This window comes from Companilactobacillus jidongensis, from assembly GCF_003946575.1.
GTDB lineage: Bacteria > Bacillota > Bacilli > Lactobacillales > Lactobacillaceae > Companilactobacillus > Companilactobacillus jidongensis.
This window is the reverse complement of the sequence record NZ_RHOP01000013.1, coordinates 48222-62904: the sequence shown is the minus strand read 5'-3', so window position 1 is coordinate 62904 and position 14683 is coordinate 48222. Positions and strand designations below refer to the sequence as shown.

At 35.7% G+C, this 14683-nt stretch carries 10 protein-coding genes; 7 read left to right on the top strand and 3 right to left on the bottom strand.

Annotated features, from left to right (window positions below):
- Positions 1 to 10 precede the first annotated feature (10 nt).
- From asnB to EKM68_RS09150, 3 genes are all read left to right on the top strand, one after another.
- On the top strand, positions 11 to 1903 hold the full coding sequence (gene asnB, locus EKM68_RS09160) for an asparagine synthase (glutamine-hydrolyzing) (protein ID WP_125589996.1): 1893 nt from the start codon (positions 11 to 13) through the stop codon (positions 1901 to 1903).
- 360 nt (positions 1904 to 2263) lie between these two features.
- A complete protein-coding gene (locus tag EKM68_RS09155) occupies positions 2264 to 3493 on the top strand; it encodes a carboxylate--amine ligase (protein WP_125589994.1) in 1230 nt (409 codons plus the stop codon).
- 14 nt (positions 3494 to 3507) lie between these two features.
- Positions 3508 to 3972 (top strand): universal stress protein, encoded by a 465-nt coding sequence (locus tag EKM68_RS09150; RefSeq protein WP_125589992.1) that lies wholly within the window; start codon positions 3508 to 3510, stop codon positions 3970 to 3972.
- 168 nt (positions 3973 to 4140) lie between these two features.
- Here the strand turns inward: EKM68_RS09150 and EKM68_RS09145 are convergent, their stop codons facing one another.
- From EKM68_RS09145 to EKM68_RS09135, 3 genes are all read right to left on the bottom strand, one after another.
- A complete protein-coding gene (locus tag EKM68_RS09145) occupies positions 4141 to 5526 on the bottom strand; it encodes a sodium:solute symporter family protein (protein WP_125589990.1) in 1386 nt (461 codons plus the stop codon).
- 88 nt (positions 5527 to 5614) lie between these two features.
- A complete protein-coding gene (locus tag EKM68_RS09140; RefSeq protein WP_125589988.1) occupies positions 5615 to 6574 on the bottom strand; it encodes a dihydrodipicolinate synthase family protein in 960 nt (319 codons plus the stop codon).
- A 13-nt stretch (positions 6575 to 6587) separates the two neighbouring features.
- Positions 6588 to 7583: a LacI family DNA-binding transcriptional regulator gene (locus EKM68_RS09135; protein WP_125589987.1), complete on the bottom strand. Its 996-nt coding sequence runs from the start codon at positions 7581 to 7583 to the stop codon at positions 6588 to 6590.
- A 302-nt stretch (positions 7584 to 7885) separates the two neighbouring features.
- On the opposite strand from EKM68_RS09135, the gene EKM68_RS09130 reads away from it, so the two are divergent.
- The 4 genes from EKM68_RS09130 to EKM68_RS09115 all read left to right on the top strand — a co-directional run bounded on the left by EKM68_RS09130 (position 7886) and on the right by EKM68_RS09115 (position 14637).
- Positions 7886 to 9793: a M13 family metallopeptidase gene (locus tag EKM68_RS09130; protein ID WP_125590026.1), complete on the top strand. Its 1908-nt coding sequence runs from the start codon at positions 7886 to 7888 to the stop codon at positions 9791 to 9793.
- A gap of 169 nt (positions 9794 to 9962) precedes the next feature.
- On the top strand, positions 9963 to 11213 hold the full coding sequence (locus EKM68_RS09125; protein WP_125589985.1) for an MFS transporter: 1251 nt from the start codon (positions 9963 to 9965) through the stop codon (positions 11211 to 11213).
- 130 nt (positions 11214 to 11343) lie between these two features.
- Positions 11344 to 12045, top strand: coding sequence for an ABC transporter ATP-binding protein (locus tag EKM68_RS09120; protein WP_125589983.1), 702 nt, complete (start codon positions 11344 to 11346; stop codon positions 12043 to 12045).
- 9 nt (positions 12046 to 12054) lie between these two features.
- Positions 12055 to 14637, top strand: a complete 2583-nt coding sequence (locus EKM68_RS09115; RefSeq protein ID WP_125589981.1) for an ABC transporter permease — start codon at positions 12055 to 12057, stop codon at positions 14635 to 14637.
- The last annotated feature ends 46 nt before the right edge of the window (positions 14638 to 14683 follow it).

The following is a 14683-nucleotide window of genomic DNA, read 5'->3' as shown; positions in this document are numbered from 1 at the left end:
GAGAATTATTATGTGTGGAATTGTCGGATTTGTAGACAAGAATATCGCTGACAAAAAACCAGTGATTGAGGCTATGATGGATACAATCAAACATCGTGGTCCTAACAGTTCTGGAGAATTGATTGATGGAAACACTGCTTTGGGTTTCCGTCGCTTAAGTATTATCGATATTCAGAGTGGTATGCAACCTATATACAACGAAGATAGAAGTAAAGCTATTATCTTTAATGGTGAAATCTACAATTATCAAGATGTTAGAAAAGACTTATTAAAAGCTGGACATGTGTTCAGTACCGATACTGATACAGAAGTTTTGTTACACGGATTTGAAGAGTGGGGCATTGTTGACTTACTTAAGAGAATTCGCGGAATGTTTGCTTTTGTTATCTATGATTTAGAAACCGGTGATATTACTGGAGCTAGAGACTTCTTTGGTATCAAACCGCTGTACTATTACAATCGACAAGGAACATTTATTTTTGGTTCAGAAATCAAGTCTTTCTTAAAGCATCCTAATTTTAAGAAAGAATTAAATAAGGCAGCTTTGAAACCTTATTTAACTTTCCAATATTCAGCTTTGAATGAAACATTCTTCAAAAATGTCTTCCGTATTCCTGAAGGACATTATTTCACATACAAGAATGGCAAGTTAAGTATCAAGAAGTATTGGGATATGGAATTCAAAGAAAACCAATTGAGCTTTGAAGATACTGTCAAAAGAATTGATGATTCATTACGTGATTCAGTCAAAGAACATGCTATTAGTGATGTTCCTGTTGGTTCACTATTATCAAGTGGTGTGGATTCAAGTTACGTAACAGCTATCCTCAAACCTGAACATACGTATTCGATTGATTTTGATACAAGTACTTATGAAGAAGGTAGTGCTGCTAAGGACTTAGCAGATCAATTAGGACTTAAGAATACACGTGGTATTGTGACAAAGGATGAGGCTATCAAAGCAATGCCCTTGATTCAATACTACATGGATGAACCGGACTCTAATCCGTCATGTGTGCCATTATATTTCTTGACCAAACTTGCAAGTAAGGATGTAACGGTTATCCTTTCTGGTGAAGGTGCTGATGAGTTATTTGCCGGTTACGCTAACTATGGTTATCATTCACATTCAAAGGCAATTCGTGTATTCGCTGAAGATTTGAAAAAATTACCTAAGGGCGCACGTTACAAATTGGCTCATGGCTTGAAAAAAATGCCAAACTTCCCAGGAAGATTGCATCTGTATGAATCAACAGCTAAAGCTGAAGAATTCTTTATTGGCCAAGCTAAGATCTTTACAGAAAAAGAAGCTACTGATTTAGTGAAACCTGACTTTGAGAAGTCACGTTCAGTTAAAGATATTGTTATGAGAAGTTATAGCAAAGTTGCTGATTATGACGATGAAGTTAAGAAGATGCAATATCTTGATCTTCACCAATTCATGTCAAATGACATCTTGCTCAAAGCTGATCGTATGAGTATGGCTAATTCTATGGAACTTCGTGTTCCATTCCTTGATAAGGAAGTCGCTAAGGTTGCTGCCGGAATTCCAACTAAGTATTTGTTGAACAGCAAAGACAGCAAGTATGCCTTACGTGTTGCCGCTGAACGTGCCTTACCTTCAGAATGGGCTAAACGTGAGAAACTTGGTTTCCCAGTTCCAATTCGTGATTGGATCCGTACAGAAGACGTCTATCATAAGTTCCATGAATTGTTTAGTGAAGATTATGTAAATGAATTCTTCGATCAAAATGCAATTTTGAATATGTTAGATGGATTCTACAAAGGTGATAATGATGACCGTCGTAAGATCTGGACTGTTTATACATTCTTGATCTGGTATAAAGTATTCTTCATCAATGATGGCAAGAAGCCAGAAATGGAACCAGAAGTTAAGTATTAATAGATTAAATTAAACAACTAAAATTCAACAATTAAGAAGAACGCACCTTGCGTTCTTTTTTGCTATAATTATTTTTTTACCGCTATAACGCCTAAATCAACTAATAAACTGTGTTATATTAAAATGTTAGTTTACGAATTTGTTCAGACAAATAATAAAATTAAAAAGCCTGTAAATCAGCCATATGACAGGCTTGAATTGTAAATTGTCCCTAAGGTATCGTTGTACAATTGGTAATATGGTATAATTTTGTTTGAAATGTATGTAATTATAAAATTATGAATTAAATAAAGTAAGAGGTTGATCCCTATCGAAACTGAATCAGGAAAAAAATTCACGCCGGTAATATTAGGTAGTGATATGAATGTATATGGTATGGCGCGTGCTTTTCATGAACTTTATGGTGGTGTAGTTGATGCATATGCCGGTGCTCAACTTGCACCAACACGTTATACAAAAATTATAAATTTAACAATTTATCCTGGATTTGCTGAAGATCCTGTTTTTATCGAAAAAATGCGCGAAATCGCCAAAAAGTATGAAAAACATGACGAGCCAATTATTTTGATTGGTTGCGGGGATGGTTATGCTGAACTTATAAGTAAACACAAAGAAGAGCTCTCTAAGACATTTGTTTGTCCATATGTAGACTATGACCTATTGAAGTCATTAAACAACAAGGAGAGCTTCTATAAGGTTGCTGATGAACATGGACTTCCACATCCATTAACAAAAATCATCACTAAAGCTGCCTATGAAAGTGATGACAAGTCAGGGTTAGAAGTTCCTTTTGACTTCCCAGTTGCTTTGAAACCAGCTAACAGTGTTGAATGGTTGGATATTCATTTTGAGGGAAGGAAAAAGGCTTTCACAATTCATTCGAATGATGAATATATGGATATTGTAAGTAAGATTTATGACAATGGTTATAAATCTGATTTGATACTTCAAGACTTCATTCCCGGTGATGATTCCAACATGCGTGTATTGAATGCTTATGTTGATCAAGAGCATCACGTTAAGATGATGTGTTTGGGTCACCCAATTTTGGAAGACCCCACACCTCAATCAATTGGTAATTATGTTGCTATCGTGCCAGAATTCAACCAAGATGTGTATGACTTAGTTCAAAAATTTCTTGAAGATATTGAATTCACAGGTTTCGCTAACTTCGATATGAAGTACGATTCTCGTGATAAAACCTTTAAGTTCTTTGAAATAAACTTGCGTCAGGGTAGAAGTAGCTTCTTCGTTACCTTGAATGGCTATAATCTTGCCAAATATGTAGTCGAAGATTATATTGAAGGTAGTCTAGAAAATGAGCCAACTGTTTATGCTAATAAGAACAAGGCTCAACATAAGTTATGGCTGGGAATTCCTGTTAAAGTCTTCAGAAAGTATGCTGCTGACAATGAAGCTAGTGAATATGCTGAAGAACTTATCAAACAAGATCGTACAGGTACAACTGTTTTCTATGACAAAGACAAATCCTTTAAGCGTTGGTTATTGATGACTTACATGTTCCACAATTATGTAAAACGTTTTGATCAATATTTCCAAGCTAATAAAGGACGCGACTTCAAAAAATAGGAGGTTTTTATTAGATGGATGAATTAAAAGAATACAAGGTAAAGAAGATTGAGTATTCAAAGATTTTGATTTGTGTGGATTCGGATGACTTCACATCATCGAAAAATGCCTTTAATTATGCCTGTTCATTGGCAAAACATTATGGTGCTGAGCTTGGAATAGCCTCAGTTTTGGAAACAGGAGATTTGAATATTTTTCAATCCCTTGATCCAGATGTCTTAAGAGATCGTCGTAATGAGATTAAAGAATTACTTGAAACATACGGACAGAAAGCTAAAACTTACGGTGTCCAAAATGTACACATGATGGTTACAGAAGGAAATCCTGGTTCCGTTATTGTTGAAAAAGTGATTCCTAGTTTTGAGCCAGATTTGGTTATTGTCGGTGTTGAAGAAAAAAATCGTCACCGTAATACCATTGGTTCACAAGCTTCCAAAATCGTTAATAATTCTAAAGTTTCAGTCAGTGTTATTAGATAATTAATCTTTAATAATTGCATCTTTTGGTTAGAGAACTCTAACTTCAAAAGGTGCTTTTTTGATATTAAAATTATATTGTGTTGAGTCGCAATAAAAAAATATCGCATTTATAAAATACATAAGTAGGATTACTCCATGCATTTATAAATGTGACATTTTTAAGTTATTTTAAACTTTTTTATAAAATGATTTTGAAATCAAACGACCCATTAACATGATTATCAATGGCGTTAGAATAGCTACGTAGGTATCGTCAATACCTAGGGGATCTCCTAGAATATACCAAACGGTGGTAAGTAATGTGGTACTGATTAAAGCGATGTTAGCAGAAACTGTGGAATCGAATGTAGGTAAATAGAATGCTATGACAGCTATTATTCCAATCGAAACGCGTAGAGCTTTTGCGAAAAATGAAAGAGCCAGTATATTTGGCGTATAGAACATAAATATTAGTGGTAGGAGTCCGACAATTATGGAAATTATTCTAGTTACTTTTAATTGTTGTTTAGGTTCTGGTTTCCAATGTGGAACATAGAAGTCGTTAACGATAAGAGCAACGATTGCAAGTCCGCAGGAACTAACACCAACAAAAACACCTGCTAGTAATCCAATCGAACTTATTGATGCCCAAAACGTACTCATATGACTTAAAAATATTGGGAGGGCATATAAACCATTGATAGATGGGAAAAGATATTTTGCAGTAATACCAATAAGACCTAATGCAATCCCGAAGGGAATTACCAGGAGGGCTGCCCAAAAGGCTGCTTTTTGAGCATCTTTGGCGCTTTTAGTTGAAGATATAGCTTGTGCAATTGTTTGAGTAGAAAATACAGCACCTATTGAGGTTAAAATCCATCCGATAATTGTTGCCGCACCAATATTTCCAGTCGATGTGAAATAAAATTTTGGAAGTTTATTAGTTACTGGATGTAGACCATGTGTCATTATTAAAGCTACTATTAAAATTATAATAACGCCTAAATATTTCATAAATGTATGAACCATGGTTGTTTTAGAAATACTCTTCATACCACCAATACTAAAGTATATGGTGCTAACAATAGCAATTAATATCATTGATACGGGTAAATTAGTATTTAAAATTTCGTGTAGTACGCTAGCCCCACTTATATATGTATTCAAGTTGAGCATTAACATGGCATAAATCATGATCATGGATACTATGAGTTGGGTAGAACGTCCATATGTTTTATTTATAGCACCTGAAATTGTGAAGCTTCCTGTGTTGTATAGCTTTTTTACAAAGAAGCAACCATAAAGAAAGAAAGCAATTGCTGCTGCAAATAGAGACCAAATAGCTGCGATACCACTAGAAAATGCTTTTTGCGGTGTTCCAATAACTGCCATAATTCCGTTATAGTTAGAAAAAATCATTACACCAACAACAAAATATGGAATTCCTTTGCTTCCTTGCATGAAATCAGAATTTGAGTGACCACTCCATTTGTAACTTAGATAAGCAGTGATGATAATATATGCAGCTACCACAATTAAAATAATGAGAGAAGAATTTTGATTTATTAAATCCATAGTTTTCACCCCATTTGCAAAAAAACACCGTTGATAGTATCCAATCTATAGATATATCAACGACGTTGATTTGACATATTATGATAATTTAAAATTTCGACATATCTACTTTAGTTAATCCGCTTTCCTTCACTCCTTGAGAGATAATTTCTTTGCTCTTTTCTGTAATAGGTAGGACGGGTTTGCGCATATGATCGTTTGTAAATACTCCACGTTCAACCAATACCTGTTTCAAACGTGCATGCGCTTCGCCTGATGGTTGGCCTCCACGGTATATTGCACGCTCAACAGGGAAAATCTTATCATCAACCTCATGAAGTTCTTTGCATGTTCCCTCGTTATAAGTTTTGAAAGCTTTAGTTATTAATTCTGGGATACATCCAGCAAATCCAAGAATTGCACCATCCATTTCTGGGAATAGCGAGTCACTAATTGTTTCATCATGACAAGTTAAAAGTGCAGCATCTGGATTTGATTTGCGAATCGTACGAACTTGTTCTTCATAAATTGATTGTACACGAGTTCCCATTTTGACACCTTTAACGTGTGGAATATTTGTTAGCATTTCAACTAATTGTTCTTGTGTATATGTGGCTTTTGTATAGGCAGGGTATAAATGTAGAATTATATCGATGTCAGCACCTTCGGCAACATCTTTGACGAATTCAAAAGGAGAACGTGAACTCATACTGAAACGTAACCACATGTGTGGTGGCATTAGTAAAATACCATCTGCACCGGCTTCTTTTGCATCCCTAGCAGTTTCAATAGCTCCCTTTGTATTTTCACTACTTACACCAGAAACAATCGTCATCTTATCGCCAACTTCTTCGGCAGCAATTTGTGTGACTCTTTTACGTTCCTCACGACTTAATGCTGTAATTTCACCAGTGTGTCCATTAGTAACAATTCCCTTAATACCATCATCATAAAATGATTCTAGCCAGCGAAGATAAGCTCTAAATTCTGGTTCATTGATTGAATCGTCGTCATTCATAGGAACAGAAATTGCTGGGAAAATTGTATGAAAATTCTTAGTTTTAGTCATTTTTAAAATCTCCTTAACATGTCATTCTACTTATATATTCGGCATTTACTTTTAAATGTTTTAACGGTGAATCACGATCTAATTTTTCAACTTTTGAAATAATCAAACTCAATGCATGTAACGAAACTTCATCTATTGGAAAAACCGTTGCACTGACTTTAATTGGCAATAAATCACTAAGGGTACTTCCTGCTAAACTGATTACTTTTATTTTTTCTGGAATGGGAATATTTTGATCGTTAAGATACTTGGTCACTCCCAATGCTTCAGGATCATTAGCGGTCAGAATTGCATCTATATTGGGTGAAGTTTTTAGTAAATTATTTGCTAAATTGTATCCAGCATCTACAAATGATTTAGGATAGTCTTTAGTATTTTGTACGATTATAGGTAAATCATAATTAGTTGCTAATCGTTGGTATGCCTCTGATTTATTTTTATAAGAAATATCACATATAGGTCCATTGACTAGTCCAATTTGTTTGCAGTTCTTTTCAATAAGTATATTAAAAGCAGTTTCAACACTTTTTGAATAATCGATTGAAATACTGTCTAAATTCTGATTAACTTCACGGAATATTTGAACAATTGGTGTTCCACTTGAATTTATATCTTCCAATAATGAGTTGTTATCTCCGGTAGAAGCAATGATAATTCCATCGACTAAACCAGCACGCATTTTTTGAAGTAGACGCTTTTCTTTCTCTCCATTATCATTTGAAAGACAGACAATTACGTCGTAGTTAACTGCGTCTGCCTGAAGCTCTGCTTGTTGGATAAAGTCCATAAAAATATTTAACTTTGCATTTGGAATGATAATACCGACGGCGTGAACTTTACCTGTTGTAAATATTTCTCTGGTAGTATTTGAATGATATTTAAGCTCATTTGCTGCTTCCAAAATTCTTTTCTTAGTATTTGGATGAACATATGGGGAATCATTCAAAGCACGTGATACTGTACTTATATCAACGTGTGCTAATTTAGCAATATCTTTTAAAGTAGGCAAAGTATAAACCTCACAATCAACCTGTTTAGTCGTGTAAAAGAATCAACATGTTTTAGGGATCCGATTTCCTTTTACAACTACCAGTATAGAAACTGCTTAATCTATTAGCAATAAAATCCATGTTTTCTGCAATTTATTGCATTACAAAAATAGATGATATTATTGCTTATTCAGTTAAACGTTTGTTTTTTAAAACCCATAATTTTTTTAATGAAAATCAAAGAGTGATATAGTATTAAGTAAAATCTCACATGGTGGTGAATGTATTGTTTACTAGTAAAATTATTGGCGGCGCTGGCGATATGGTAAATGCCAAGCCTGCTGATTATAAAGAAAATTTGTACTTGGCTGTGAACGGTGCTTGGCAAGAAAAGGCTGAGATTCCGTCAGACAAGCCACGTACTGGTGGTTTTATGGATCTGGATGAAGGTGTTGAAAAGGCCTTGATGAAGGAATTCCATGAATTCGCAAATGATGAAGAAAAAATTAATGATGACTTGATGTTACAAGCTGTTAAGTTATATCGTTTGGCTAATAATGTTGAACATCTTAATAAATTTCATCATCAGCCAATTTTGAAGGATATTCAAAAAATCAATGATATCACTAGCTTGCAAGAGTTCAGTGACAAGTTAGCGGAATTATCCAAAGATGGCTTCCCATTGCCAATTGACATTTCAATCGATGCCGATATGAAGGACACTTCAAAGAATGTCGTTTACATTGGTGGAGCAGGATTAATCTTGCCAGACAAGACTTACTATGCTGAAGGTAATAAGTCTGGCGAACAATTATTGAAGAAGTTTGCTGAAGTTTCGACGCGTCTTTTATCGATGATTGGATACAATCTTGATGATGCCAAGAAGATTGTTGAGAAAGCTTTGAAGTTTGATAAGCTATTAGTTCCTATCGTTAAGGGTTCAGAGGAATGGGCAGATTACACTAAGATGTATAATCCTATGCCATTCGCTGAATATATTACTAAGTCTGATGTTATTGATTTGAAGTCGCAAGTTACGGAACAGATCAATGACACTCCTGACAAGGTTATTATTACTGAACCTCGTTATTTGGATAATCTAAATAAAATCATTAATGAAGATACTTTTGAAGATATTAAGGCCTGGATGATGGTCAATTTCTTAACTGGCAATGCTTCGAGTCTTGATGAAGAATTCCGTCAAGTAATTGGTGAATACAACCTTGCCTTGAGCGGTGCTAAAGAATTACAAAACCGTACTAAGTTTGCTTATCACAGAGCTGCCGGTATCTTTAGTCAAGTTGTTGGTGTTTATTATGGTAAGAAATACTTTGGTGAAGATGCTAAGAATGATGTTCGTGGCATGATCAAGAAGATGATTTCTATCTATGAACAACGTATTAGTGCCAACACTTGGTTAAGTGAAGATACTAAGAAAAAGGCTATTGTTAAGCTTGATAAGATCGAAGTCAAGGTTGGTTATCCTGATAAGATCGATGATATTTATAATAAAATCAATATTAATGAGAATGACTCATTGTATGACAATTTGCGAGAAATCAGAAAGATCTTCATTCAAGATTCTCTGGATCAATATCACAAAGCAGTTGACCGTACTAAATGGCTCATGCCAGGACACATGGTCAATGCTTGTTACGATCCTTCAAGAAATGACATCACTTTTCCAGCTGCTATTTTACAAGCTCCATTCTATAGTTTGGAACAAACAAGCAGTGAAAACTTCGGTGGTATCGGTGCTGTTATCGCACATGAAATTTCTCATGCCTTCGATAACAATGGCGCACAATTCGATGAGTTCGGTAATATGAATAATTGGTGGACTGACGAAGATTATGCTAAGTTCAAGAATTTAACACAAAACATGATTGATGAATTCGATGGCATTCCATATGCGGGTGGCAAGGTCAACGGGAAACTTGTCGTTAGTGAAAACGTTGCTGATGTCGGTGGACTTCGTTGTGCATTGGAAGCTGCCAAAACTGAAGACGATTATGATGTTAAAAAGTTCTTCATCAACTGGGCACGTGTCTGGAGATTAAAGGCAACACAAGAATTCAATGAACTGTTGCTATCAACAGATGTTCACGCACCAGGTCCATTACGTGCGAACGTTCAAGCTCAAAACATGAACGAGTTCTATGATGCCTTCGGTATTACAAAGGACGATGGCATGTGGCTCGATGAAGATAAACGAGTTAATATTTGGTAATTAGATAGAGAGTGGAACAAAACAGGTAACTCATTTTAAAATAAAGGCCTCAATGAAATTATAATTTCATTGAGGCTTTTTTATTATTCTCTGATATAATCCTCTTGACTTGATATTATTATCATGCGATAATTCAATTTCTGTAAAATTCAATTAATGGGGGGATTTTATGTCAGATAATACATTTGCTATACCGAATTGGCGAAAAAATATTTACTTGTTCTTGTTCGGTCAATTCATGTCAGGAATTACTAGTATGGTTGTACAGTACGCCATAATTTGGTATTTGACTAAGAAAACTGGTTCTGCGACGGTTTTGAGTTTTGCGACATTACTGGGTATGTTACCAATGGTTTTGTTAAGCCCATTTATTGGACCATTTGTTGATCGAACTAATAAGAAATTTTTGCTGATAGTTCCAGATATCATCGCCGCAATTCTTGCAATTATTTTATCAATTGTGGGAATTATCAATAAGGATTTTCCTCTGTGGCTGATTTTCGTTTCATTGTTAATGAGATCTATTGCACAGACTTTTCAAATGCCAACGATCCAGTCGATTATGCCGACTATGGTTCCTAAGGAACAGATTACTAAGATGAACGGTCAATTGGGAATGGTTCAGTCAGCCAACATGATTATAGCGCCAGCACTTGGTGCGTTCTTGTTCTCCATTGTACCGATATCCTATTTAATTTTGTTAGATGTTGTGGGTGCCATCATCGGTGTATCCATTATCATGTTTGTTGTCATTCCGGAGAATCCTGTTTATGAAGAAAGAGTACACGTTTTGTCTGATGTAAAATTTGGACTTGATCAATTGCGTGGCAATCGAGGACTTTGGTATATGGCATTAATGGGAACAGTGTTCACACTATTATTTATGCCAGCAGCAAGTATGTATCCGTTGATGACAATGTCATATTTCCACGGAACAGTCGCCCAAGCAGGAATTATTGAAGTTGTTTATTCAGTCGGAATGTTGGCCGGTGGTGCTGTGATAGGATTTTTCGGTAATTGGTCGGATCGGATGAAACCAATTCTTAATTCAATGTGGGTCATGGGGATTGCTTTCGCTATCAGTGGTATTCTTCCTGGTACTAGCAAAGGATTTTTGTGGTTTATTGCTTTGAACACAATTGCTGGATTAGCGACACCATTCTTCAACACCTTACTTATGGCAATGATCCAAGAGAGTTATCCACCAGAAAACCTTGGTCGAGTGTTGGGAATTCTTAATTCATTAATGAGTATCTCAGGTCCTGTCGGTTTGATTTTTGCCGGTCCATTGGCGGACAGAATCGGGGTTAACAGTCTATTTATTATTGCTGGAATTGGTACATTACTCTGTGGATTATTTGTAATGTTAGTCCCAGTAACTAGAAATTATGATAAAGAATTACAAAGTAAGATGTCGTAGAATATAACGATGTCTTTTTTCTTTGCATAAATCTACTTATCTAAAAAATGCTATAATTATTACGAGATTTTAAAAATTAAAGAGGCCGTGACTTTTGTCCAGCCTCTTTTTAATAGGTGAAGGTGATTTGATGGCATATATCGAGGTTAGACATGAATTCAAACGATACCAAATGGGTGAAACGCAGATCATTGCTAATAATGATCTGTCATTCGACATTGATCGTGGCAAGTTAACGGTGATCCTGGGACCTAGTGGTGCCGGTAAATCAACCGTGCTTAATATTCTCGGAGGGATGGATACTCCAAGCGATGGACAGGTGATCATTGATGGTACTGATATTGCTCGTTTTTCAGAACGTCAATTGACTGAATATCGTCGTGATGACGTCGGTTTTGTCTTTCAATTCTATAATTTGATCCCTAATTTGACGACTAAGGAAAATGTCGAATTAGCTTCTGCAATCGTTGGTGACGCTTTGGATGCCACCCAAACCTTGAATCAAGTTGGTTTGAGTGATCGTATCGATAATTTTCCCTCACAACTATCAGGTGGCGAACAACAACGTGTTGCCATTGCGCGTGCTTTAGCGAAGAATCCCAAGCTATTACTGTGTGATGAACCGACAGGTGCACTCGACTATGAGACTGGTAAGCAAGTTTTGACTTTGTTACAAAATGCCAGTCATATGAATAACAAGACTGTAGTTATCATTACTCATAATTCGGCGTTAGCAGCTATGGCTGATCGAATTATTCGCATCAATGACGCACGTGTTCGCTCAATCGAAGATAATCCAAATCCAATGCCTGTACAATACATCGAATGGTAGGTGAAAATATTGAAGCCACTGACTAAAAATATGTTTAGAGATATCGCTAAGTCAAAGGGTCGTTTCATTGCTATTATTTTGATTATTATGTTGGGTGTGTTGATTTTCGTAGGTGTCAAAGCGGCCGGCCCAAGTTTGAACGACTCATTGAATACAACTGTGACTGATAATAAACTATCTGATGTTCAACTGATTTCTACTACTGGATTCACGAAAAAGGATATTGCTTTAGCTGAAAAAGTTAGTGATGCTAAAGCTGAGATGACTAAATACAAACAAGTGGTGGGAAGCAATAGCCATGTAGCAATATCACTGTATGGATATAAAAAATCTAATAAACAAAATAAATTAATAATTAGAAGCGGTCACTTACCTGAATCAAGTAATGAAATCATTTTGGATCAAGCGGCTAAAACAAAATATGGATATAAATTAGGCGATAAGTTTACCTTTGATAAATCAGCCGATTTGAAATCACGAACGTATAAAGTTGTCGGATTTGCTAATTCACCACAATACATCGACAACGAATCCCGTGGTTCAAGTAATGTGGGTGATGGGACCGTCAGAATGTTCGCCTATATTTATGACGATCAGATGAATTTACCATTTGCGACTCAATTGAACGTAAGATTTGATAAGTTACAGTCTAAAAATACCTTTGGTGATAGTTATAAAGATGCCGTTAATAGTAAAGTCAAAAAGTTAAAAATAGCATTTAATGGCAGAGCAAAAGAACGTTCAAATTCATTAGTTGGCAATAATCTCAAAACTCTGAATCAGCAACAAAAGCAATTGAATGATGCTAAAGGTCAATTGATGTTAGCTAGTTCCGCCGGGACGGATGTTAGTGAGCAGTTGATGACAATTAATTCACAACAAGCGCAACTAACATCTGCATACGAAAAAATCCAAAAGCAGACTAAGACTAGTTATACTTGGCAGACCAGAGAAGATTTACCAGGGTTCTCAGCCTATGGTGAAAGTTCGGATCGAATCGCTGCCATCGCCAATGTCTTTCCAGTCTTCTTCTTCTTGATTGCTGCATTGATCACCTTTACTACCATCACGAGAATGATCGAAGAAGCCCGTGGTCAGATTGGTACTTTCAAAGCCCTTGGTTATACTAAGTGGGAAATTGCTAAAAATTACTTTTATTATGCCTTGGTAGCTGGACTGATCGGTACGATCCTCGGAGCAGTCATTGGTAACGAGAGCCTGCCTAGAATTGTGCTTGCGCTATATAAGCAGTATATTCCACTGACGTGGGATATTAAATTTCAATGGATGATAATTCTTTTGGCCTTGTTATTTGCTCTGTTAGCAACGGTTGGAGCTGCAATGATTGTCGTTCGTCGGGAATTGTCGGAAGGTCCAGCAGCTCTGATGCGGCCGAAGTCGCCGAAATCTGCTAAAAAGATTCTGTTGGAACGAATTAAACCATTGTGGAATCATCTTAGTTTTAATCGAAAGGTCAGTTATCGTAATCTATTTAGATTTAAATCACGTATGTTTATGACCATTATTGGTATCGCCGGTGGTACAGCTTTGATTTTGACTGGTTTTGGAATTCAAAATTCTATCGGTGCTTCTGGTAATCGCCAATATGGTGAAATATTTGATTATCAAGCCGTAGTTAGACTGTCAAAGAATAATGAAACCTCCAAAGCTCTAAACGTTCTTAACACCAATAATCAATATCGTGGTAGCACGCAAATCAGTGCTATGACTGGAAAAATTCAAGCAAATGGCGAACAAGTCGATGATGTTAATTTTTATACACCAGAAAGCAGCAGCTTTGATAAATATATTCATTTGGAAGATTCCAAGACTGGTCATAAATTGGAATTAAAAGACGAACAAGTCATCCTTACTAAGAAAATGGCCAATATTCTTGGTGTCAAAGCTGGGGATACGATTGATGTTAAAACTGCTAATGGCAAGGGTGGAAAGATAAAAGTTTCTGCTATTACACAGAATTTTATCAGCCACTTTATGTATTTGAATAAATCAACATATAAAGAATTATTTGGAACACAGCCAAAAGTAAATACATTGTTGTTAAAATTAAAATCACAAACGAGCGGTCAACGTAATAGTTTGGCTAATAAATTATTGAAACATGGTGGAGTCATGGGTACCAGTTATACTTATGATCAAGAGTCAATGATTGCCAAAATGACGTCATCACTGATGCCAATCGTATTTATTTTCATTCTTTTATCAGGTGTCTTGTCATTCGTAGTTTTATATAATTTGACTAATATTAATGTTTCCGAAAGAATACGAGAATTATCGACGATCAAGGTTCTAGGATTTTATAATAATGAGGTAACGATGTATATTGTGCGTGAGAATATTATTTTGACTATCTTAGGAATTATTGTTGGATATGGTGTTGGTAATTTGCTTACCGCATATATTTTGAACCAAGCATCGACGGCGTTAGTGATTTTTCCACTGACGATAAATATGTTTGGTTATCTGGTCGCAACAGTTCTAATGATTGTTTTCACGGCAATAGTCATGTTGATTACACATCAAAAGTTAAAGAGTATTGATATGATTGGTGCACTGAAATCTAATGAGTAATAAAGCAGAAAAGGACTGAAATATTTCGGTTCTTTTTTGGTACGAA

Bases quoted from the DNA above. Each gene is read 5' to 3' on its own strand.
- EKM68_RS09120 (WP_125589983.1), top strand. From the start codon at position 11,344: ATGGCATATATCGAGGTTAGACATGAATTCAAACGATACCAAATGGGT.
- EKM68_RS09125 (WP_125589985.1), top strand. From the start codon at position 9,963: ATGTCAGATAATACATTTGCTATACCGAATTGGCGAAAAAATATTTAC.
- EKM68_RS09150 (WP_125589992.1), top strand. From the start codon at position 3,508: ATGGATGAATTAAAAGAATACAAGGTAAAGAAGATTGAGTATTCAAAG.
- EKM68_RS09140 (WP_125589988.1), bottom strand. From the start codon at position 6,574: ATGACTAAAACTAAGAATTTTCATACAATTTTCCCAGCAATTTCTGTT.
- asnB (WP_125589996.1), top strand. From the start codon at position 11: ATGTGTGGAATTGTCGGATTTGTAGACAAGAATATCGCTGACAAAAAA.
- EKM68_RS09145 (WP_125589990.1), bottom strand. From the start codon at position 5,526: ATGGATTTAATAAATCAAAATTCTTCTCTCATTATTTTAATTGTGGTA.
- EKM68_RS09155 (WP_125589994.1), top strand. From the start codon at position 2,264: ATGAATGTATATGGTATGGCGCGTGCTTTTCATGAACTTTATGGTGGT.
- EKM68_RS09130 (WP_125590026.1), top strand. From the start codon at position 7,886: ATGGTAAATGCCAAGCCTGCTGATTATAAAGAAAATTTGTACTTGGCT.